We start from the raw sequence: 20811 nt of genomic DNA on the forward strand, positions 1-20811 counted from the left end.
CGTGTCCGAAGAGCCCGTACCCGTACGCCCCGTGGTCCACGTCATGACCGGGCTGCCCGCCTCGGGGAAGACCACCGCCGCCCGGGAGCTGCAGGCCGGAGCCGCGGGGCGGGTGCGCCGCGTCAACCTGGACGACCTGCGGGCCATGCTCGACCTGCCCGACCCCGAGCGCGGCCGCTCGTACAAGCACGAGCAGACCGTGCTCGCCGTCCAGGACGCGGCGGTCCGCGCGGCGGTCGAGGACGGCTTCGACGTGGTCGTCGACAACACGCACCTGACGCCCCACATCCCCAAGCGGCTCAAGGCGGCGGTCGGCGGGCTCGCGACCTTCGTCGTGCACGACTTCACCGGCGTCCCGCTGGAGGAGTGCCTGGCCCGGGACGCCGCCCGGGAGCGGCCCGTCGGCGAGGAGATCATCCGGATACTCGCCGACAAGCACCAGCGCTCCCGCAAGGGCGGCTGGCGGCTCACCGCCGAGTGGCTCAACGACCAGCCGCCCGTCGCACCGTACGTGCCCGATCCGGCGCTGCCCGCCGCGGTGATGTGCGACATCGACGGCACCCTCGCGCTGACCGGCGACCGCCACGTCTACGACTTCGCCCAATGTGGCCTCGACCTGCTCAACGAGCCGGTGCGGTACGCGCTGGACGCCTTCAAGCGGGCCGACGGCGACACCGTCGTGCTGCTCTCGGGGCGCAGCGAGGACCACCGGGCGCAGACGCAGGAGTGGCTCGCGCGGCACGAAGTGCCCTACGACGAGCTGTGGATGCGCGCGTCCGGGGACCAGCGCCGCGACGACGTGGTCAAGGCCGAACTGTTCGACGCGCACGTGCGCCACCGCTACGCCGTCCGGGTCTCGCTCGACGACCGGGACCGGGTCGTGGCGGTCTGGCGCCGGATGGGCCTGCCCACCTGGCAGGTCAACTACGGGGACTTCTGACCGTGACGGCGCCCCTGCTCATCGTGGACGCGGCCAACGTCGTCGGCTCCGTACCGGACGGCTGGTGGCGGGACCGGCGCGGAGCCGCCGAACGGCTGCGCGACCGGCTCGCGCTGCGCGACGCGGGGGAGGAGGTCGTCCTCGTGGTCGAGGGCGCCGCCCGGGGCGTCCCGTCCGTGCCCGGCGTACGGGCGGACGGGGCGCCCGGCAGCGGCGACGACCGGATCGTCGAGCTGGTCGCGGCCCGCGCGGCCGGCCGTCCCTGCGTGGTGGTCACGGCCGACCGGGAACTGCGGGCGCGGGTGCGGGCGTACGGCGCCGAGTGCGCGGGGCCCCGTAGCGTACGCCCGGCGCACTGACCGGGAAGGTCAGAGACGGCACCACTTCACGGACGAGAGGTTGTCGACGTAACGGGCCGAGACCCACGCCTCCTTGTCGTAGCGGCGGTCCTTGCGGAAGTCCTCGCCGCGGTTGTCGTCACGGCCGTCGTCCTGACGGCCGTCGTCGATGCCGCCACCGCCGTCGACGGGCTCGCGGGAGTCCTCGCGGTCCAGCAGGAACCAGATGTCGTTGCCCGCGACCCGCTCGCCGCGCTCCTTGCACACGAGGGCCAGCTTCTCGTGCGGGTACACCTTGCCGATGGCCCTCGCCCGCGTGCTCGGGTAGCTGCGCACCGTGAGCGGACCGCGGGAGACGACCTTGCCGACCGCGTACCGCTGGGGGTAGACGCTGGGCCCGTCGTCCATCGGACCCTGGTCCGCGGCGGCCGCCCCGGCGCAGGACAGGCCGAGCAGCAGGCTGCCGGCGGCGAGGGCGAGGATGGTCCTGGGGGGCTTCAGCATGAGCCGGCTCCTCTGAGAAGACGTCCGCCCGGCCGTGGCGCACGGACCGGGGCGGCAGCCTGGCGGCTGCCACCGACGACTATGGCGACGGCGCGCCGCGGGCCCCGGGCGGCGCACCGCCCGATAGCCCGATCTGCCCAATCCGCGCCCCGCGGCGCGTCCTGTGCCGCGGCCGCCGACGGGCGGGCCACAGTGGGGCGCATGGGTATCGAAGACTACGGCGGCGGCCCCGGCGCCCAGCAGACCGGTGTGCTCGTCGTCACGACCAACGACGTCCCCGGATACCGGGTGGAGCAGGTCATCGGGGAGGTGTTCGGGCTGACGGTGCGCTCCCGGCACCTCGGCAGCCAGATCGGCGCCGGACTGAAGTCCATGATCGGCGGCGAGTTGAAGGGCCTCACCAAGACCCTCGTGCAGACCCGCAACCAGGCCATGGAGCGGCTCATCGAGCAGGCCAAGGCGCGCGGCGCGAACGCCGTGCTGATGATGCGCTTCGACGTGACCGACGCCGCCGACGTCGGGACCGAGGTGTGCGCCTACGGCACGGCCGTGGTGCTGGTGCCCGCCTCGGGCTGATCACGTAAGTCCAGGACGGGGCGAGGCTTTGTCCATGGGCCCGGCGCCGTGGGGTCCGCAAGCTGACTGGTCAGTGAGCGGACCGCACGGCTGCGCGTCGTGCGGTCTTCCGAGCACGTGCAAGGAAGCGCCGATTCCCGGAGGCCCGATGCGCACCCCCCTCTGGCCGGCCGCAGCCGCGGCCGCCGCCCTCCTGGCCACCCTCGTCCTGCCGGGACCGGTGTCCGCGGCCCCGGCCGCCGCACCGGCCGCCGCCCCCGTGACGATCACCTCGGCCGAGCTGTCCGTCGGCGTCGACGCCGCCTTCCCCCGCGTCATCGGCTACACCCGGCGGGCCACCGGCGACGTCCTGGACGGCAACGAGGACCCGCTGAGCACCGTCCTCGTCAACGGGACCTCCTACACCCCGTCCGTGACCTCCACCCGCTCCGCCTCCGCCGTGGACTACGTGATGTCCTTCGACGGAGTGCGCATCAGCTCCCGCCTGTCGGTGACCGGAGCGGTCGTCGAGTTCCGGGTCACCGCGATCGAGGACACCCCCGCCCTGCGCGTCCACAGCTTCGCGATCCCCGACCACACCCTCGTCAGCGTCCGCAGCGGCCAGCCCGGCGCCGCGCTGTCCACGGCCCGCATGTTCACCGCCACCACCGGCACCGGGGACACCTTCACCCCCGTCACGGCCACCACCCCCGTCGACCCCGCCGCCACCACCGTCATGTACGGACTGGTCAACACCGGCCGGCTGGCCGCCGCCATCGACTCGAACTCCCTCTACGACGCCCCCTCCGGCGGCACGGCCCGCGAGAACGGCCGGATCAGCAAGCGCGTCACCGACCGCGGCGGGCAACGCCGCGCCGGACTGTGGAGCGGGGCCTGGCTCTACCGCGCCCAGGGCGCCGCCGACACCGACACCGAGCCCCTCCCGTACGTCCGCGTGGCGATCACCGCCGACCGCAACGCGGACTCCGTCGTCGACTGGCAGGACGCCGCCGTCGCCTACCGCGACATCTGGACCCCGCCCAACGGCTGGCAGGACACCGCGGACCGGGTCGTGCAGCGGATCCCCTTCAACTTCGCCTCCCAGGCCACCCACCCCTTCGCCCGGAGCCTCGACGAGACCAAACGCGTCGCCCTCGCCACCGACGGCCTCGGCCAGTTCGTCCTGCTGAAGGGGTACGCCTCCGAGGGCCACGACTCCGCCCACATGGACTACAAGAACATCGGCGCGAAACTGGGCGGCGCCGAAGGCCTGGGCGCCCTGATCACCGCCGGCCACGCCTACAACGCCGACTTCGGCGTCCACATCAACGCCACCGAGGAGTACCCGGTCTCGGCCACCTTCGACCCGGCCCACCAGAGCGGCGGCACCGGCTGGGACTGGCTCGACCAGTCCTACTACGTGGACACCCGCAAGGACGGCCAGTCCGGAGACCGCCTGAAGCGGCTGCGCGACCTCAAGGCGGCCGCCCCCGGCCTGGACTTCCTCTACGTCGACGTCTGGTACGGCGACGGCTACGTCTCCCGCGCGCTCCAGCGCGAGATCTCCGGACTCGGCTTCCAGCTCGCCACGGAATTCCCCAACACCCTCACCGAACAGTCCCTCTGGCACCACTGGGCCGCGGACCTCGACTACGGCGGCAGCGACCTCAAGGGCATCAACTCCACCATCGCCCGCTTCATCGCCAACCACACCAAGGACGACTGGATCGCCCGCGACCCGCTCCTGGGCGGCGCCGAACTCACCGCCTACGAGGGCTGGCAGGGCAAGAAGGACTACCCCGCCTTCCTGAACACCACCTTCGGCGTCAACCTGCCGACCAAGTACCTCCAGCGGTCCCCGGTCGTGAAGTGGAGCGCCGGCGCGGTCACCCTCGCCGACGGCACCACCGTCACCACCACCGGCGGCACCCGGAAGATCACCACCGGTGGCCGCACCGTCCTCGACGGCTCGGCCTACCTCCTGCCGCGCGACGGCAAGCTCTACCACTGGAACGCGGCCGGGGGCGCCACCACCTGGACCCTCCCGCCCGGCTGGAGCGCCCCCCGGCTGTACCGGCTCACCGACACCGGCCGCGTGCTCGTCGGCGACCTCCCCGTGGCCGCGGGCGGCAAGGTCACCCTGACCGCCGCCGCCCGTACCGCGTACGTGGTCACCGACGGCGCCGCGCCGGCGCAGCCCGACCCCCACTGGGGCGAGGGCACCCCCGTCGCGGACCCCTCCTTCACCGCGGGCGACCTCGCCGTGTGGAACCCGTCCGGCGCCGCCGCCGTCGCCCGCAACGCCCAGGGCCAGAACGAGCTGACCTTCGGCCCGCAGCGCGCGTCCGCCGTCTCCCAGCGGCTGACCGGCCTCGCCCCCGGCACCCACTCCGCCTCCGTCTGGGTCTCCACCCCCGCCGGACGGGCCACCACCCTCAGCGTCACCCCGGACGGCGGCGCCCCCGCCTCCGTGTACGCGGACTCCTCGCCGCTCACCGACGGCCTGGGCGGCAGCGAGAAGAACGGCACCACGATGCAGCGGATGAAGGTGCTCTTCGACGTCCCCGCCGGCCGGTCCACCGCCACGCTGACGCTGTCGGCCGCCGCCGGACCGGGCACCGCCGTCCTGGACGACGTCCGCGTCGTGCCCGGCGCCCGCACCCCGCTCGGTGGACACACCTACGCCGAGGACTTCGAGAACGTCGACGCCGGCTGGGGCCCCTTCGTCTTCGGCGGCGCCGGCGGCCCGGCCACCGACCCCCGTACGCACCTCGCGCAGCGCAACGCGCCCTACACCCAGGCCGGATGGAACGGCAAGCTCGTCGACGACGTGATCGGCGGACAGAACTCCCTCAAGTCCCACGAGGAACGCCCCGGCCTCGTCTACCGCACGCTGCCCCAGACCCTGCGGTTCACCCCCGGACACGCCTACCGGGTGGGCCTGCGCTACGAGAACGGCTTCGCCGGGGACTACCGGTTCGTCACCGGCTCCGGAGCCGCCGAGAGCGCCACCGAGCTGGGCCGGGCCCGCACCCCCACCGCCTTCACCCAGACCTTCACCGCGGGCGCGGACGCCTGGATCGGCGTGCGCAAGACCACCGCCGAGGACTCCCACGACGAAGCCGACCTGATCCTCGACGACCTGACCGTCGACGACCTCGGACCCGCGGGCGGCGGCGGTGAGGCCACCGTCCCGCAGGAGCGGATGAAGGTCACCGCCGCCGACAGCCAGGAGAGCGCCGGGGAGAACGGCAGCGCCGCGAACGTCCTCGACGGGAACCCCGCCACCATCTGGCACACCCAGTGGTACGCGGCGACCGCCCCGATGCCCCACGAGATCACCCTCGACCTCGGCGCCTCCTACGACGTCTCCGCCCTGCACTGCCTGCCCCGCCAGACGCAGAGCAACGGACGCATCGCCGACTACCAGGTGTTCACCTCCACCGACGGCGTCACCTGGGGCGCCCCGGCCGCCACCGGCACCTTCGCCGACACCACCGCCCGCCAGGACGCCGCCTTCACCCCCCGGCCCGCCCGCTACGTCCGGCTCAGGGCCACCCGGGAGGTGAACGGCAACCCCTGGACCTCCCTGGCCGAACTCACCGTCGGCTACCGGGCTTCCTAGTACCGTGGGCGTCCCGCGACCGGCAGGAGGGGCAGGCCCGTGACGGACCGACGCGAGTTAGCGGCAGAGGTGTTCGACGCACTGGGGGAGCGCTACGAGGAACTGTTCGGGGAGGTGCCCGCCCAGATCGAGGCCCTCGACTGGCTCGCGGAGCGCCTGGCCCCCGGGGCCCGCGTCCTCGACGTCGGCAGCGGCACCGGCCGCCCCACCGCCGAACGGCTCGTCCGGGCCGGCTGCGCGGTGACCGGCATCGACGTCTCCGCCGCCATGGTCGAGACGGCCCGCGCCCGGGTTCCCGGAGCCCGCTTCGAACAGGCCGACGTGCGCACCTACGCGCCGCCCGCCCCGGGCGCGTACGACGCCGTCTGCTCCTTCTTCCCGCTGCTCGTCATGGACCAGCCGGAGGTCGCCGCGGCCCTGGAGCGGATGGCCTCCTGGGTCGCCCCGGGCGGCCACCTCGTCCTGGCCACCGTGCCCGGCGACATCCGGGGCCTCGACATCGAGTGGATGGGCCACCGCGTCACCGTCAGCAGCCTCTCCACCGAGGAGCACCTGCGCCGCCTGACCGCGCACGGCCTGGAGGTGCTGCGCCACCACACGGCGCCCTTCCGGCCCGCCGACCCCCTCGCCCCGCCCGAGGAACACCTCTTCTGCTTCGCCCGCAGGCCCGCCCGCACCGTCAGCGCACCGGCCCCCGCCCCGACTGCTGGGCCCGGAACCGGACCGGCGGCATCCCCACCCGGCGGCTGAACAGCCGGCTGAAGTAGGCCGCGTCCTCGTACCCGACCCGCCGGGCCACCCCGGCCACCGGCAGGTCGGTCCGGGCCAGCAGCTCCTTCGCGCGGCTCAGCCGGATCCCGAGGAGGTACTCCTTGACCCCCTCGCCGGTGCTGCGCCGCACCGCCCCGCGCAGCTCCGCCAGCCCCATGCCCAGGCGCGCCGCGTGCTCGGCGACCGGGATCGGCAGCAGTGCGTCCCGGGTCAGGGCGTCCATCACGGCCTCCCCGCGCGGGGACACCCCGGCGCGCGCGTAGCGCAGGGCCACCAGCAGGGCGTGCACGGCCGCCGCCGCCTCCACCTCCAGCAGCGGCCCGCCGCGCCGGGCGGAGCGCAGGATCCCGTCGACCACGAGCTGTACCCCGGCCGTCCCGCTCAGCGGCACCAGCGGCCGGTCGGGGGTGATGTAGCCCAGGTCGGTGTACGCCGTCACGGCCGGTCCCGCGAAGTCCACGAAGCACTCGTCCCAGCCGCCCCCCGCCGGGTCGGGGCCGTAGTGGTGCTCCACCCCCGGCACCAGCCACAGCAGCGCGGGCGCCGTCACCGGCTGCGGCGGCCGCCCGCCGTGGCCGAACCAGCCCCGGCCCCGGGTCACCACCACCGCCACGTGGTGCTCCAGCACCCGCGGCCCGACCACCGGCAGCGCCCCCTGCTGCACGCCCACCCCGAGGCAGACCAGGCCGAGACGGCGGTGCTGGGCGGTGGGGGAGAAGTACCGCATCCAACTGCTGTACGGGGGCGTCGGCATCTGCGGATTGTGATCCACACCGCGGCGCCCCCTCAAGGGGCCCGCCCACCCCGGACGGCCGCGGTCAGCCCCGCGGGGCCGGACCGCCGCCGCCGCGCAGGCCGAGCGCCAGGCCCGCCAGCACCACCCCCAGCCCCAGCCACACCGCCGGCCCGGGCGGGCCGCCGCCGGCGCACGCCCCGGCCCCCGCCGCCGCGAGCGGTGCGACCCCGGTCAGCAGCCCCGCCCGGCCGGAGCCCACGGCGGCCACCGTCCGGTACCAGAGCAGGAACGCCACCGCCGTCACCAGCACCGCCAGGTACCCGACCGCCGCCCACTGCCCCGCCGTCAATTCCGCGAGGGCGCCCGGGCGTTCCGTCCCCAGCGACAGCCCCGCCAGCATCACCGCCCCGAGCCACACCGCGTGCACCGACACCCCCCAGGCGCCGTGCCGCCCCAGCACCGGCACCGCGAGCAGCGTGAACGCCGCCTCGCAGGCCAGTGCCAGCGCCGCCCACCCCACCCCGGCGGCGTCGGTGCGTCCGGTCCCCTCCACCAGTACGGCGCCCGCCACCACAAGCGGCGCGGCCAGCAGGACCCGCCGGGCGGGCCGGCGCCCCTCCAGCAGCGGCCCGACCACCCCCAGCAGGACCGGTGCGCAGGCCACGGCGACGGCGATCACCGCGGGCTCGGCGTGCGCGACGCCCCGTACGACGGCCACGTTGAACAGCACCAGCCCGCCCGCCGCGATCCCCGCCAGCCACAGCCACTCCCGGCTCCGCGGCCGCACCAGTACCGCCCCCGCGGCCCGGGCGAGCAGGACGAGGACCAGCGCGGCGACCGCGTACCGGACCGCCTGCGCGGCGAACAGCGGCGCCCCGACCAGCGACCGGGACACGGTCACGCTGCTGCCGACCAGTGCCATCCCGACGACGCCCGGGGCCAGGTCCCGAGGGGCGCCGGACACCGGTCCGGGAAGCGGGGCGGTGCGCGAGGTGCCGGGTGAGGTGCCGTGCGAAGTGCTGCGCGAAGTGCTGTGCCGAGTGCTCATGCGGACCAGCCTGGCGCCACAATGGTCCGGTGAGCAGGTCCAAAGAAGGCGCGTCCCAGGGGCCCACAACCGGCTCCGACTTCCTCCAGCTCGACATCGGCCAGGCCCCGCCCGGCGGCCGGACCGAATGGCTCGCCGAGCGGCTGCGCGCCGCCATCGCCGACGGCACCCTGCCGGTCGGCAGCCGGCTGCCCGCCGGGCGGGCCCTCGCCGCCGAACTCCGGGTCTCCCGCGGCCTGGTGACCGAGGCCTACCAGCGCCTCGCCGAAACCGGCCAGGTCGCCGGCCGGGGCCGGGCCGGCACCGTCGTCGTGGCCGCCCCGCCCGGCGCGGCCCCGCCCGCGCCGCCCGTCGTTTCCCGGGGCGGTCCCGTGGACGCCCTGCGCGCCGCGCCCTGCCGGATCGACCTCTCGCCCGGCGTCCCGGACCTCACCGCCTTCCCGCGCACCGCCTGGCTCCGGGCCGAGCGCCGGGTGCTGTCCGCCCTGACCCCCGCCGACTTCGGCTACGGGGACCCCCAGGGCGCGCCCGCCCTGCGCGCGGCCGTCGCCGGCTGGCTGGCCCGCAACCGGGGGATCCGCGCGGACCCCGCCGAGGTGATCGTGGTCGCCGGGGTCGCCCAGGCCCTCTGGCTGCTCGCCGGGGTACTGCCCGGGCAGGGCGTGCACCGGGTGGCGGTGGAGGACCCCGGCTCGCTGGGCGCCCGCGGGCAGCTGGAATCCGCCGGGCTGGACACCGTACCCGTACCCGTGGACGGGGCCGGGTTGGACGTGGACGCGCTGCGGGCGAGCGGGGCGCGGGCCGCGCTGCTGACCCCGGCGCACCAGTTCCCCGCCGGGGTCGTCCTCGACGGCGAACGCCGCCGCGACCTGCTGGACTGGGCCGCGGCCGGGGGACTGGTCATCGAGGACGACTACGACGCCGAGCACCGCTACGACCGGGCCCCCGTCCCCGCCCTGCGGGCCCTGCTCCCGGAGGGCGTCTGCTACGCCGGGAGCGTCTCCAAGCTGCTCGCCCCCGCCCTGCGGCTGGGCTGGCTGCTGGTCCCGCCGCGGCTGCGCGAGGAGGTGGCGGCCGCCAAGCGCAACGCCGACCTCGGCAACCCGGTGCTGGCCCAGCTCGTCCTCGCCCAGCTGATGGACTCGGGCGAACTCGAACGCCACCTGCGGTTCGTGCGCCGCCGCCACCGGCGCCGCCGGGACGCCATGCTGCGCGCCGTCGCCGGCCGGCTGCCCGGAGCCCGCGTGCACGGCGCGGCGGCGGGCCTGCACCTGATGGTCACCTTCGACGGGGCCCCCTTCGAGGACACCGACCTGGCCGCTGCCGCCCTGGGCCTCGGGGTCAAGGTCCACCCCCTGTCCTGGCACCGGGTGCGCCCCGGCCCGCCCGGCCTGGTCCTCGGGTACGCGGCGGGCCCGGCCGGCGAGATCGAGGAGGGCGTGGCCCTGCTGGGGCGGGCGCTCGGCGAACTGGTCTGAGGGGCGGGCCCGGCGCCGTCCGCCACGGGCGCCGCCACCGGTGGAAAAAACTTCGGAACCGGCGGCAACCGATCGGGGACTCGCACGTCGTGGAGGGGTGAAGGGCGAAGTTCCCGCCCTCGACCCGACCGTGGAGAACCCCCGTGAAGAACCTGAAGCGCGTTCCCCTGTCCGCCCGCCGGGCCGCCGTCGTCGCGGCCGCCGGGGCGGTCGTCGCCCTCGGCGGCCCGGCCTTCGCCGCGCAGGGGGCTTCCGGCGCGTCGGCTCCCGCCGCCAGCGCGTCGCCCACCCCGCCGCCCGCCACGCCCTCCGCCGCCCCCAGCGCGGTCCCCACCCACCCCGGCGGCAAGCCGTCCCCGTCCGTCTCCAGCGCCCCCTCCGCGACCCCCTCCGCCGGCGCCGGCGGCGCGGCCCCGTCCGCGTCACCGACCCGCCCCGGCGCCGACCCGGTCCCGTCGGCGGGCGCCGGTACCGCGGCGCCCTCCGCCGCACCGGAGGGACCCGAGCTCGCGCATACTGGCTCTTCCGCCACCACCGTCGCCATGGCCGCCGGAGCCGCGGGGCTCGTCGCCGTCGGGGCCGGAGCCCTGTACACCGTGCGGCGGCGCACCAGCAACTGAGGACCCCGTGCTCGACCTCGCACCACCCCTCAGCCCCCTCACGCCCGGGTTCGCCCGGGCGTGGCGGGGCTTGTGGCGGTGGGCGGCCCGCCGCGAGCGGTCCGCGCCGACGGCCGGCCCCGTACCGGCCCCGTACCCGCCCCGCTACGACTACACCTACGGTCACGGCCGCCCGTCCGGGGCGGACGGCGCCCCGGACGGGCCCGCGCGCCCGCCGACCGTCAGTGAGCTGTACCACGCCCACCGGCTCCGGATGGTCCGGCTGGCGGTGCTCCTCGTCGACGACCAGGCCACCGCCGAGGACGTCGTGCAGGACGCCTTCACCGCCCTGTACCGCCGGTACGGGGAGCAGATCGCGGAGGTGGACAACGCCCTGGGGTACCTGCGCACCGCCGTCGTGAACACCTCGCGCTCCGTGCTGCGGCGCAGGCGCACCGCCCGGGCCTGGATCCCGCCGGTGACGGCGGACGTCCCCTCCGCCGAGGTGTCCGTCGTCCTGGACGAGGCGCAGCGCGAGGTGCTGGCCGCGCTCCGCGGGCTGACCCCGCGCCGGCGCCAGGTGCTGGTGCTGCGCTACTGGGAGGACCTCAGCGAGGCGGAGATCGCCGAGACCCTCGGCATCAGCCGGGGATCGGTGAAGTCGAACGCGAGCCGCGCCCTGGACGCGCTCGAACGGATTCTGGAGGGACGGGTATGACCGCAGAGCGCCCCGTGGAGCAGGTGCTCCGCCAGGCACTGACGGCCCGGGCGCAGGAAGTGACCGTGGTGACGCTGCGCCCGGCCGACCCACCGGGCCCGCACCTGCGCCGCCGCCGGCCGTGGCGCTCGGCGTGGACCGTCGGGGGCCTGGGCGCACTGGCCGCGGCCGCCCTCGCCGGCTACCTCGTGCTCGGCGGGCCGGGCGCGACGCCGCCGCGCCCGGCGCCGCCCGCGGCGCCGCCCGAGCTCACCCCGCCGACCCCGTCGGCCGTTCCCTCGCCGGCGCCCTCCGCGAGCCCGTCCCCTTCGGTGTCCCCGACCCCGCCGACCCCGCCGACCCCGCCGGCCACGTCCTCCGCCACCCCGTCGGCGGTTCCGACGCCGCCCGCCACCGCTCCGGCGGGCCGGGCGCGCACCTCCCCGCCGTCCGCGGGCGCCGCCATGCCGTCGCAGCCGCCGTCCTCCACCTCCCGGCCCTCGGCGTCCGCGTCCCCGTCCAGAGGCTGACGCCGGGGGAGGAGGACGGCCTAGCGTGCGGCGAGGCGCTCCATCAGGGCGACGCTGCGCGCCAGTACGTCGCGCTCCTCGTCGGTGAGTTCGAGTTCGATGGCCTGGGCGAGCCAGCCGGCCCGGCGCCCCCGTTCGGCCTCCAGGGCGGCCCGCCCCTGCGGGGAGAGGTCCACCAGGGACTTGCGGCCGTCCGTCGGATGCGCCCGGCGGGCGACGAGCCCCTGCTCCATGAGCAGGCCGACCGCGCGGGCCATGGACTGCGGCCGTACGCGCTGGTCCGCCGCGAGATCGCTGGTGGTCATGGCGCCGTTGCGGTCGAGGGTGCCGAGCACGGAGGCCTGGCCGAGCGGGATCCGGTCCTCGTGCTTCACCCGGCGCGTGAGCCTGCCCATCGCGGTGCGCAGTTCGGTGGCGACGGCGGCGGGTTCCGGGGTGGTCATAGGGCACTTTAACCGGTGCTCACCAGCGAGCATGCACAGCCCGGCTGTACAGCGGAACTGTTCAGCACAACTGCACAGCATTGCTGTAGGGTCAGGGTCTGTCGCGGCAGGCGCCAGCGTTGTCGCAGCAAGGCCGCGGCGCGCTTCGACGCGAAGGAACTCGCATGGCTTCCACAGCAGTTGAATCCACCGTCATCCGGTCCGTCACCGCCCGCAGGGTCCTCGACAGCCGCGGCAACCCCACGGTCGAGGCGGACGTCCGCCTCGCCGACGGATCCCTCGGCCGTGCCGCCGTCCCCTCCGGGGCCTCCACCGGCGCGCGGGAGGCCGTGGAACTGCGCGACGGGGACCCGGGGCGCTGGCACGGCAAGGGGGTCGACCGGGCGGTCGCCCACGTCAACGGGGACATCGCGGCGGCGGTCGTCGGGCGCGACGCCGCTGATCAGGCGGGTCTGGACGCCGCGCTCATCGCCCTCGACGGCACCGCCGACAAGTCCCGGCTCGGCGCCAACGCGCTCCTCGGTGTCTCCCTCGCCGCCGCGAAGGCGGCCGCGGCCGCCCACCGCCAACCGCTCTACCGCTACCTCGGCGGCGCCGACGCCCGCCTCCTCCCGCTGCCGATGATGAACATCGTCAACGGCGGTGCCCACGCCGACAATCCGCTGGACTTCCAGGAGTTCATGATCGCTCCGATCGGTGCGGAGAGCTTCGCGGAAGCCGTCCGCATGGGCTCCGAGGTCTTCCACACGCTCCGCCGCGACCTGCTGTCCGCCGGGCACGCCACGGGCGTCGGCGACGAGGGCGGCTTCGCGCCCGCGCTGCGCACGGCCGAGGAGGCGCTCGACTTCGTGGTGCGGGCCGTCGAGCGCACCGGCTACCGGCCCGGTACGGACATCGGCCTGGTCATGGACCCGGCCTCGTCGGAGTTCTTCCGCGACGGCGCGTACGTGTACGCGGGCGAGGGCGTGCGCCGTACGCCCTCCGAACACGCCGACTACCTGGCCAAGCTGATCGACGCGTACCCGGTCGTCTCCATCGAGGACCCGATGGCCGAGGACGACCTGGACGGCTGGCGGGAGCTGACCGCCCGCGTCGGCGACCGCTGCCAGCTCACCGGCGACGACGTGTTCTGCACGAACGAGGGGCTGCTGCGCGAGGGCATCCGCACCGGCGTCGGCAACTCGGTCCTGGTCAAGGTGAATCAGATCGGCACCCTGACCGAAGCCCTCGCCACGGTCGCCACCGCGCACCGCGCGGGCTGGACCGTCGTCATGTCGCACCGCTCCGGCGAGACGGAGGACACCACCATCGCGGACCTGGCGGTGGCGACGGGCTGCGGCCAGATCAAGACCGGCTCGCTGTCCCGCTCCGACCGCACGGCGAAGTACAACCAGCTCATCCGCATCGAAGAGGAACTGGGCGCCTCGGCCCGCTACGCGGGCGGAGCGGTCCTGGACCGCTCCTGACCGTCCTGTGCCCGGGGGGTGCCCTCGCCCGCGGGGGTGTTCTCGACCGCCGCGACCAGGGGGGCCAGTTCCGGGGTGCGGGCGGCCTCGGTGAGCGCTTCGCGCAGGGCGGTGTCGTTGGTGGGGCGGGCTTCGGCGAGGAGGGCCAGGCCCGCCCCGCTCACGTCGGTGTAGATGCCCCGGCGGTCGGTGTCGCAGATGTAGCGGTTCAGCAGCCCGCGGTCCTCCAGCCTGCTGACCAGCCGGGTCGTCGCGCTCTGGCTGAGTACGACCGACTCCGCGACCTGGTGCATCCGCAGGTGGCCGCCCGGCCCGGAGTGCTGCCGGCTGAGCACGTCCAGCAGCGAGTACTCGCGCACGCTCAGCCCGTGCCCCGCCTGGAGCGCCCGTTCGATGTGCGCCTCGATCCGGCCGTGCAGCAGCGAGAGGGCGCACCAGCCCTGGGCGAGGCCCGTCAGTGCGCTGTCGGTGGCCGTCATGGGCTCCTCCGTCGTGTCCGGCCGGCCGGCCCCGGCTCATGGGGGGCCGGTTCCGCCGCGCGTGCGTACCGCCCAGGATAGGCCACTCTCTGCAATAGCCCGCGCTTGCCAATATCCCGCGTCTGCAATTAATGTGGACGAAGGCAAACGGCGACCGCAAGATCCTGTGGCCCGATGCCTCCCGCACCCACCCTCCCGGGCACACCCCACCCCCCACACCCCTGAAGGGCACCTCCCTCATGCCTCTCGCGCTCCTCGCCCTCGCCATCGGGGCCTTCGGGATCGGCACCACCGAGTTCGTGATCATGGGCCTGCTCCCCGAGGTGGCCGCCGGTTACGGCGTCTCCATCCCGACCGCCGGCTTCCTGGTCACCGGCTACGCCCTCGGCGTGGTCCTCGGCGCACCGCTGATGACCGTCCTCGGCACCCGCGTCCCCCGCAAGCGGATGCTGATGCTGCTGATGGGCCTCTTCGTCGTCGGCAACGTGCTCTCCGCGCTCGCACCCGCCTTCGGCGTCATGCTCGCCGGCCGCGTGGTCGCCTCCCTGGCCCACGGCGCCTTCTTCGGCATCGGGGCGGTCGTCGCCGCCGAACTGGTCGCCCCCGACAAGAAGGCGGGCGCGATCGCCATGATGTTCACCGGCCTGACCGTCGCCAACGTGGTCGGCGTCCCGCTCGGCACCCTCGTCGGGCAGCACCTCGGCTGGCGCGTCACCTTCCTGATCGTCGCCGCCCTCGGCCTCGTCGGCCTCCTCGGGATCGCCCGGCTCGTCCCCGACCTCCCGCGCCCCGGCGGCGTACGGATCCGCGACGAGATCGCCGCGTTCCGCAACGTCCAGGTGCTGCTCGCGATGGGGATGACCGTGCTCGGCTTCGGCGGGGTCTTCGCCGCCATCACCTACATCACCCCGATGATGACCAACGTCGCCGGTTTCGCCGACAGCTCCGTGACGTGGCTGCTCGTCCTCCTCGGCCTCGGCATGGTCGCGGGCAACCTCGTCGGGGGCCGGTTCGCGGACCGTGCGCTGATGCCGATGCTGTACACGACCCTGGGCGCGCTCGCCGTCGCACTGGCCCTGTTCACGCTCACCGCCCACAGCGCGGCCGGCGCCGCCGTGACCCTCTTCCTCATCGGAGCCCTCGGCTTCGCGACCGTGCCCCCGCTGCAGAAGCGGGTCCTCGACCAGGCCGCCGGCGCCCCCACCCTGGCCTCCGCCGTCAACATCGGCGCCTTCAACCTCGGCAACGCCCTCGCCGCCTGGCTCGGCGGCCTCGTGATCGCCGCCGGGCTCGGCTGGACCGCCCCGAACTGGGTCGGCGCCGCCCTGGCCGCCTCCGCCCTCGTCCTCGCCCTGGTCTCCGGAGCCCTGGAGCGCCGCACGGGACGGCGCACGGCCGACGGCCGGGTCGTCGCCGCCGGCGCCCCCGCCGCCGTCCCCGCCCACCACTGACCCCCACCCCCCCCACCGCACACAGGAGCACCGCATGTCCGCCGCCACCCCCGCCCCCCGCACCGCCGTCGCCCCGCTGACCACCCGGGACGCCGAACTGCTCGTCGCCACCGCCACGGCGGCCGCCGAAGCCGCCGGGGTCACCGTCAGCGTCAGCGTCCTCGACGCGGGCGGCCACCCGCTGGCCTTCCGCCGCGACGACCGGGCCGTCCTGATCTCCGGCGAGACCAGCACCCGCAAGGCCTTCACCGCCCTCCAGCTGAACGCCCCCACGGCCGACCTCGTCGACGCCGTCCAGCCGGGCGGACCCTTCCACACCCTGCCCACCGCCCTGGACCGCCCGCTCCTCTTCATCGCGGGCGGGCTCCCCGTCCACCGCGACGGCCGCCTCGTCGGCGCCATCGGCGTCGGCGGCGGCGCCCCCGCACAGGACCACGCCTTCGCCGCCGCCGCGCGCGACGCCCTGGCCGCCTGACCCGCCCCGCCCGGCCCCCGGGTAGCGCCACCGTGTCCCCCGTGCCAGGTTGGTACGGGGGACACGGCGGCGGACACGGGTGCGGCATGCGGCAGCGGACGAGGAGAAACCGGCGGGGCAGGACCCTGGCGACGGCGGCGGCCGCCGCGCTGGTCACCCTCGCCGTACCGGCCTGCTCCGCCGGAGCGGAACCCTCGCGGGCCGCCACGGACGCCCCCCGCGCCACGGGCGACACCCCCGGCCCCGTCACTCCGCCGGGTACCACCCCCGCCGCACCGCCCTCGACCCCGGCGTCCGCGTACCCGCTGTCCACCGCCCCGAGCACCGTCCCCGCCGTACGCGAACACCGGGCCGCCCGCGGCCCCGGCTGGAAGCCGGCCCCCGCCGCACGCGTCGTCGTGGCCCCCGCCGACAGCGCGGCCCTGTCCGACGAGGCGAAACTGCTCGCCGGGGAGCTGAAGCTCGGCTACGCCGAGGCGGCGGAGCCCGGGCCCGGCGACGTCCAGCTCGCCCTCGCCGCCAAGGGCTCCGGCCCGCCCGAGTCGTACGCGCTCACCGTGCGGGACGGCCGGGTGCGGATCACCGGCCCCGACGAGGCGGGCGTCTTCTACGGCACCCGCACCCTCAAGCAGGAGATACGCGGGGCCGGTGCGGCCCCCGAGGGCACGGTCGAGGACGCCCCGGCCAAACCGCAGCGCGGACTCAACCTCGACATCGCGCGCAAGAACTTCACCCCCGGCTGGATAGAGGACCGGCTGCGCGAAATGGCCGACCTCAAGCTCAACCAGCTCGGACTGCACTTCTCCGACGACCAGGCCTTCCGGATCCAGTCCGACAGCCACCCCGAGATCGTCTCCACCCCGCACCTCACCAAGGCCCAGGTGCGCGGGATCACGGCCCTCGCCGCCCGCCTGCACATCACGGTCGTCCCCGAGATCGATTCGCCCGGACACCTCGGCGCGGTCCTGCGGGCCCACCCCGACCTCCAGCTGCGCGACGCCCAGGGGCGGGCCGTCAAGGGCGCGGTCGACATATCCAACCCGGCGTCCGCCCGCCTCGTGGACGAACTGCTGCGCGAGTACCTGCCGTTGTTCCCCGCCGGGGCCTGGCACCTGGGCGCCGACGAGTACCAGGCGCTGGTGGTCCGCGACCCGCAGGCCTCCTTCCCGAAGCTCGCGGCCGCCGCCCGCGCCCGCTACGGGCCCACCGCCCGCGTCCAGGACCTGGCGACGGGCTGGCTCAACGACCGGGCCGCCGTGGTCCGCCCGTCGGGCAAGGCCCTCAAGGCGTGGAACGACGGCTTCTTCAAGGGCGGGATCGCCACCGCCGCCCCGGACATCCAGGCCGAGTACTGGACCGGCAAGGAGATCGGGGCCCGGCCGCCGCTGGAGTACCTGACCGCGGGCCGCAAGGTCGTCAACCTCAACGACGAGTACCTGTACTACGTCCTCGGCCAGCCCAACCAGTTCACGTATCCCACCGGCCGCCGGATCTACGAGGAGTGGACCCCGCGCGTGCTGCGCGGCACCGCCGCCGTCCCGGCCGCCCACGACGCGCAGATCCTCGGCGCCCGGCTCGCCGTCTGGTGCGACCTGGCCGGCGCGCAGACCCAGGACCAGGTGGCCGCCGGAATACGCCTGCCGCTGGCGGCCCTCTCCCAGAAGGTCTGGGACGCCAGGACCCCGCAGGCCCCCTGGACCGCCTTCAAGACCCTCGCCGACCGCCTCGGCTAGCCGGCCCGCGGGCCGCGCTCGCGCAGCTGCCAGCGGCGCCGGGCCCATTCGGCGGCCGGCGGCAGGGCCGCGAACACGGTGAGGATCCAGGCCGCGGCGAAGCCCCAGATCAGGGGCTGTGCCACGGTCACCGACGCCGCGATGAGCAGGACGACCGTCAGGGCGCCGAGCACACAGGCCGCCAGGGTGCGGTGGCGGCGGTGCGCCGACCGCAGGATCCGGTCCAGGGACCGGTCGCTCCTGAGGTCGGCCTCGATCGCGGAGAGGGCGCGCTGCTCGCGATCGGACAGTCCGGCTCCGTCCATGACGACGCACCTCCGTCAGCCGCCACCGCCGGGCGCGGACCGCAGCCTTTGGCCTGCGCATACCCGCCCCGGCGCGGACCAACCCCGGCGGGGCCGTCGGCTACCAGATGGAGTTGACCCACTCCGGGTGGTCGATGAAGGGATTGCGGTTGTGCTGGTAGGTGTCGTAGATGACCTGGTTGCGGCGCTGCTCGAAGGCGTCCGGCGGGTCCTGGAGGTTCCACTGCTTCAGGACGCTCAGGCGGCCGATCGCCGGGGCGCTGCCGTTGTCGACCTTGTCGTTCGGCTCCAGGTCGGCGAAGCCGTCCCCGCCGTCGTAGCGGACCGCCATGTAGAGCAGCATCCGGGCGACGTCGCCCTTGACCGCGTCGCGGGGCTCGAAGGAATCGGCGTCCGTACGGCTGCCGGGGGCCTCGGCGACGGGGCTGCCGCCCATGTCGAAGTCCTTGTTGCCGCGGGTGCTGTTGACGCTGACGTCCTCGGGCCGCAGGTGGTGCAGGTCGGTGCCGGGACCGGTGGCGGTGCCGAAGTCGCCGTGGCTCTTGGCCCAGACGTGCTCGCGGTTCCAGTCGTTGGCCCCGCCGCCGTTGGTGCTCTTGGACTGGGAGCGGCCGGAGTAGACCAGGATCACGTTGTTGGGGTTGGCCGGGTCCTGGTCGGTGACCTTCAGGGCGTTCCACACGCCGTCGTAGGTGACCTTGGACTGGGTCTTGATGATGTCGTGCAGGGCGGTCTTCAGCGCGGCGCCGGTCTTGCCCTGGGCGGGCGCGTAGTAGTCGGCCACGCTCACGGACGGGGCGGCCGTGGGGGCGGCCGCCGTCCGGTCCTGGCCGGCGGAGGCCGTGGCGGGTATCACGAACAGGGCGGCGGCCGCGAGGGCGCCGGCCCAGGGTGCCGTACGGGAGATTCTCATGACGTGGGGGTGCCTCTCCACACGCACCGTCCCCACCAGGGGAATTGGCGGGGTGTCAGGTGGCAGAGCGAGAGTCACATTGTCATGTGCCGTACAGGTGAAGGCTACGTGTCGGGAGTGGGGAACCCTGGTGTTTGCCGCCGTCGGCGCAGGGGCACGGTAGCGGTCGGCGCCGGCCGGGCCGGCGCCGACGGCAACGGCCCCGACGGGAGCAGCCCATGGCAGTGAAGATCCTCATCGTGACCGGCGACGCGGCGGAGTCGCTGGAGGTCATCTACCCCTACCAGCGCCTGCGCGAGGAGGGGTACGAGGTGCACGTCGCGGCCCCCTCGCGCAAGAAGCTGCGGTTCGTCGTGCACGACTTCGAGGAGGGCTTCGACACCTACACCGAGAAGCCCGGCTACACCTGGCCGGCCGACCTCGCCTTCGCCGAGGTGGTCACCGAGGAGTACGCGGCCGTGGTCGTCCCGGGCGGGCGCGCGCCGGAGTACCTGCGCAACGACCCCGAGGTGCGGCGAATCCTGGCCGCCTTCGCCGGGGCCGACAAGCCGATCGCGCAGATCTGCCACGGACCGCTCATCACCGCCGCGAGCGGGGTCCTGGAGGGGCGCCGGGTCACGGCCTATCCCGCGCTGGAGCCGGACGTGCGGGCGGCGGGGGCCGCGTTCGAGGACGCGGAGGCGGTGGTCGACGGGACCCTCGTCTCGGCCCGTGCCTGGCCCGACCACTCCGCCTGGATGCGCGAGTTCCTGACGGTGCTGCGGGCCAAGGCCCCACTGGCGTAGGCCCGGCGGGCGCGGGGCCGGCGCCGACCAGGGCCGGCCCCGCACCGGCCCCGGCACCCGCCCGCGCGCGGTCCGGCGCGCGCCGCGGCGCCGGACGGAGGCGGTCAGCCCGTGGTGACCGTGGGGGCCGGCTCGTACTTGTAGTTCGCCGGGCCGAAGTTCTTCTTCACGGCCGCCTCCCAGGAGCCGTCCGCGACCATCTTCGCCAGCGCCGTGTTGATCTTGCGCTGGAGTTCGCTGTCGCCCTTCTTGACGCCGATGCCGTAGTTCTCGTTGCTCAGCCGCAGCCCGACCAGCTTGAACTTGCCCTCGTTCCCCTTGCGGGCCGCGTACCCGGCCAGGATCGAGTTGTCGGTGGTCATGGCGTCGACGAGACCGTCCTGGAGGGCGACCAGGCATTCCGAGTAGCCGCCGAGCTCCAGCACGCTCGCCTTGGGGGCGAGGCTGTTCTTGACGTTCTCGGCGGATGTGGAGCCGGTCACCGAGCACAGCTTCTTGGTGTTGAGGTCCTCCGCCTTGGTGATGGAACCGTCGTCGGCGCGGACCAGCAGGTCCTGGTGGGCGACGAAGTAGGGACCGGCGAAGTCGACCTTCTCCTTGCGCTTGTCGTTGATCGAGTAGCTCGCGGCGACGAACTGGACCTCGTTGTACTGGAGCAGCAGCTCGCGGTCGGAGCTGTACACCTGCTTGAACTCGATCTCGTCCGGCTTGTAGCCGAGGTCCTTCGCGACGTACGTGGCCACGTCGACGTCGAAGCCGGTGAAGGTGCCACCGGGTTCGCGCATGCCGATGCCCGGCTGGTCGAACTTGATGCCGATGGACAGGGGCTCCTTCGGCTCTTCACCGCCACAGCCGGAGGCGGTGGCGGCGAGCGCGATCACTGCGGCGACCGCACCGGCCCTGGGAACCTTCATGCTGCACTCTTTCCTCGGGAACGCGC

At 74.8% G+C, this 20811-nt stretch carries 22 protein-coding genes; 14 read left to right on the top strand and 8 right to left on the bottom strand.

What is annotated here, in order from left to right; genetic code table 11:
- Position 1: 1 nt before the first annotated feature.
- Both ACGFXC_RS02995 and ACGFXC_RS03000 read left to right on the top strand, forming a co-directional pair.
- Positions 2–940 carry an AAA family ATPase gene (locus ACGFXC_RS02995; RefSeq protein WP_393708848.1) on the top strand — a complete coding sequence of 313 codons (939 nt, stop codon included), beginning with the start codon at positions 2–4 and terminating at the stop codon, positions 938–940.
- The gene (locus tag ACGFXC_RS03000; protein WP_393709600.1) at positions 937–1299 is read left to right on the top strand and encodes an NTP pyrophosphohydrolase; all 363 of its coding nucleotides are present in this window, start codon (positions 937–939) and stop codon (positions 1297–1299) included. The genes ACGFXC_RS02995 and ACGFXC_RS03000 overlap by 4 nt, the downstream gene beginning before the upstream one ends.
- A 9-nt stretch (positions 1300–1308) precedes the next feature.
- On the opposite strand, the gene ACGFXC_RS03005 is transcribed toward ACGFXC_RS03000, so the two are convergent.
- Positions 1309–1782 (bottom strand): hypothetical protein, encoded by a 474-nt coding sequence (locus tag ACGFXC_RS03005; RefSeq protein ID WP_393708850.1) that lies wholly within the window; start codon positions 1780–1782, stop codon positions 1309–1311.
- A gap of 201 nt (positions 1783–1983) precedes the next feature.
- Between ACGFXC_RS03005 and ACGFXC_RS03010 the strand changes: the two genes are divergently transcribed.
- The 3 genes from ACGFXC_RS03010 to ACGFXC_RS03020 all read left to right on the top strand — a co-directional run bounded on the left by ACGFXC_RS03010 (position 1984) and on the right by ACGFXC_RS03020 (position 6712).
- Positions 1984–2358 (top strand): YbjQ family protein, encoded by a 375-nt coding sequence (locus ACGFXC_RS03010; protein WP_356217139.1) that lies wholly within the window; start codon positions 1984–1986, stop codon positions 2356–2358.
- A 148-nt stretch (positions 2359–2506) separates the two neighbouring features.
- Complete coding sequence (locus ACGFXC_RS03015; RefSeq protein ID WP_393708852.1) at positions 2507–5962, top strand: endo-alpha-N-acetylgalactosaminidase family protein; 3456 nt, start codon at positions 2507–2509, stop codon at positions 5960–5962.
- Positions 5963–6001: 39 nt separating this feature from the next.
- A complete protein-coding gene (locus tag ACGFXC_RS03020; RefSeq protein WP_393708854.1) occupies positions 6002–6712 on the top strand; it encodes a class I SAM-dependent methyltransferase in 711 nt (236 codons plus the stop codon).
- Here ACGFXC_RS03020 and ACGFXC_RS03025 read toward each other — a convergent pair.
- Together ACGFXC_RS03025 and ACGFXC_RS03030 are read right to left on the bottom strand one after the other, a co-directional pair.
- Positions 6642–7487, bottom strand: coding sequence for a helix-turn-helix domain-containing protein (locus ACGFXC_RS03025; RefSeq protein ID WP_393708856.1), 846 nt, complete (start codon positions 7485–7487; stop codon positions 6642–6644). The genes ACGFXC_RS03020 and ACGFXC_RS03025 overlap by 71 nt on opposite strands.
- Positions 7488–7551: 64 nt before the next feature.
- Positions 7552–8517 carry an EamA family transporter gene (locus tag ACGFXC_RS03030; RefSeq protein WP_393708858.1) on the bottom strand — a complete coding sequence of 322 codons (966 nt, stop codon included), beginning with the start codon at positions 8515–8517 and terminating at the stop codon, positions 7552–7554.
- Positions 8518–8546: 29 nt separating this feature from the next.
- On the opposite strand from ACGFXC_RS03030, the gene ACGFXC_RS03035 reads away from it, so the two are divergent.
- From ACGFXC_RS03035 to ACGFXC_RS03050, 4 genes are all read left to right on the top strand, one after another.
- Positions 8547–9995 (top strand): PLP-dependent aminotransferase family protein, encoded by a 1449-nt coding sequence (locus ACGFXC_RS03035; protein ID WP_393708860.1) that lies wholly within the window; start codon positions 8547–8549, stop codon positions 9993–9995.
- 143 nt (positions 9996–10138) lie between these two features.
- On the top strand, positions 10139–10615 hold the full coding sequence (locus ACGFXC_RS03040) for an LAETG motif-containing sortase-dependent surface protein (protein WP_393708861.1): 477 nt from the start codon (positions 10139–10141) through the stop codon (positions 10613–10615).
- A 7-nt stretch (positions 10616–10622) separates the two neighbouring features.
- A complete protein-coding gene (locus tag ACGFXC_RS03045; protein WP_393708863.1) occupies positions 10623–11312 on the top strand; it encodes an RNA polymerase sigma factor in 690 nt (229 codons plus the stop codon).
- Positions 11309–11821 carry a hypothetical protein gene (locus ACGFXC_RS03050; protein ID WP_393708865.1) on the top strand — a complete coding sequence of 171 codons (513 nt, stop codon included), beginning with the start codon at positions 11309–11311 and terminating at the stop codon, positions 11819–11821. Before ACGFXC_RS03045 ends, ACGFXC_RS03050 begins: the two co-directional genes overlap by 4 nt.
- 20 nt (positions 11822–11841) lie before the next feature.
- Here the strand turns inward: ACGFXC_RS03050 and ACGFXC_RS03055 are convergent, their stop codons facing one another.
- Positions 11842–12264, bottom strand: a complete 423-nt coding sequence (locus ACGFXC_RS03055; protein WP_393708867.1) for a MarR family winged helix-turn-helix transcriptional regulator — start codon at positions 12262–12264, stop codon at positions 11842–11844.
- 164 nt (positions 12265–12428) lie between these two features.
- Here ACGFXC_RS03055 and eno point away from each other — a divergent pair, with 164 nt between their 5' ends.
- Positions 12429–13730 (top strand): phosphopyruvate hydratase, encoded by a 1302-nt coding sequence (gene eno, locus ACGFXC_RS03060; protein WP_393708869.1) that lies wholly within the window; start codon positions 12429–12431, stop codon positions 13728–13730.
- On the opposite strand, the gene ACGFXC_RS03065 is transcribed toward eno, so the two are convergent.
- Positions 13697–14209, bottom strand: coding sequence for a MarR family winged helix-turn-helix transcriptional regulator (locus ACGFXC_RS03065; protein WP_393708871.1), 513 nt, complete (start codon positions 14207–14209; stop codon positions 13697–13699). The two genes, eno and ACGFXC_RS03065, sit on opposite strands and share 34 nt — an antisense overlap.
- A gap of 239 nt (positions 14210–14448) precedes the next feature.
- Between ACGFXC_RS03065 and ACGFXC_RS03070 the strand changes: the two genes are divergently transcribed.
- The 3 genes from ACGFXC_RS03070 to ACGFXC_RS03080 all read left to right on the top strand — a co-directional run bounded on the left by ACGFXC_RS03070 (position 14449) and on the right by ACGFXC_RS03080 (position 17868).
- Complete coding sequence (locus ACGFXC_RS03070) at positions 14449–15660, top strand: MFS transporter (RefSeq protein ID WP_393708873.1); 1212 nt, start codon at positions 14449–14451, stop codon at positions 15658–15660.
- A 34-nt stretch (positions 15661–15694) separates the two neighbouring features.
- Entirely contained in the window at positions 15695–16135 is a 441-nt protein-coding gene (locus ACGFXC_RS03075) for a heme-binding protein (RefSeq protein WP_393708875.1), read from the top strand.
- 86 nt (positions 16136–16221) lie between these two features.
- Positions 16222–17868: a glycoside hydrolase family 20 protein gene (locus tag ACGFXC_RS03080; RefSeq protein WP_393708877.1), complete on the top strand. Its 1647-nt coding sequence runs from the start codon at positions 16222–16224 to the stop codon at positions 17866–17868.
- Here the strand turns inward: ACGFXC_RS03080 and ACGFXC_RS03085 are convergent.
- Together ACGFXC_RS03085 and ACGFXC_RS03090 are read right to left on the bottom strand one after the other, a co-directional pair.
- On the bottom strand, positions 17865–18173 hold the full coding sequence (locus ACGFXC_RS03085) for a DUF3040 domain-containing protein (RefSeq protein WP_393708879.1): 309 nt from the start codon (positions 18171–18173) through the stop codon (positions 17865–17867). The two genes, ACGFXC_RS03080 and ACGFXC_RS03085, sit on opposite strands and share 4 nt — an antisense overlap.
- 100 nt (positions 18174–18273) lie before the next feature.
- Positions 18274–19086 carry an endonuclease I family protein gene (locus tag ACGFXC_RS03090; protein ID WP_393708881.1) on the bottom strand — a complete coding sequence of 271 codons (813 nt, stop codon included), beginning with the start codon at positions 19084–19086 and terminating at the stop codon, positions 18274–18276.
- A gap of 218 nt (positions 19087–19304) precedes the next feature.
- Between ACGFXC_RS03090 and ACGFXC_RS03095 the strand changes: the two genes are divergently transcribed.
- A complete protein-coding gene (locus ACGFXC_RS03095; protein WP_393708883.1) occupies positions 19305–19871 on the top strand; it encodes a DJ-1/PfpI family protein in 567 nt (188 codons plus the stop codon).
- Between the two features lie 104 nt (positions 19872–19975).
- Here the strand turns inward: ACGFXC_RS03095 and ACGFXC_RS03100 are convergent, their stop codons facing one another.
- Complete coding sequence (locus tag ACGFXC_RS03100; RefSeq protein ID WP_393708885.1) at positions 19976–20785, bottom strand: glutamate ABC transporter substrate-binding protein; 810 nt, start codon at positions 20783–20785, stop codon at positions 19976–19978.
- Positions 20786–20811 lie beyond the last annotated feature (26 nt).

This window comes from Streptomyces sp. NPDC048507, assembly GCF_043199995.1.
GTDB lineage: Bacteria > Actinomycetota > Actinomycetes > Streptomycetales > Streptomycetaceae > Streptomyces.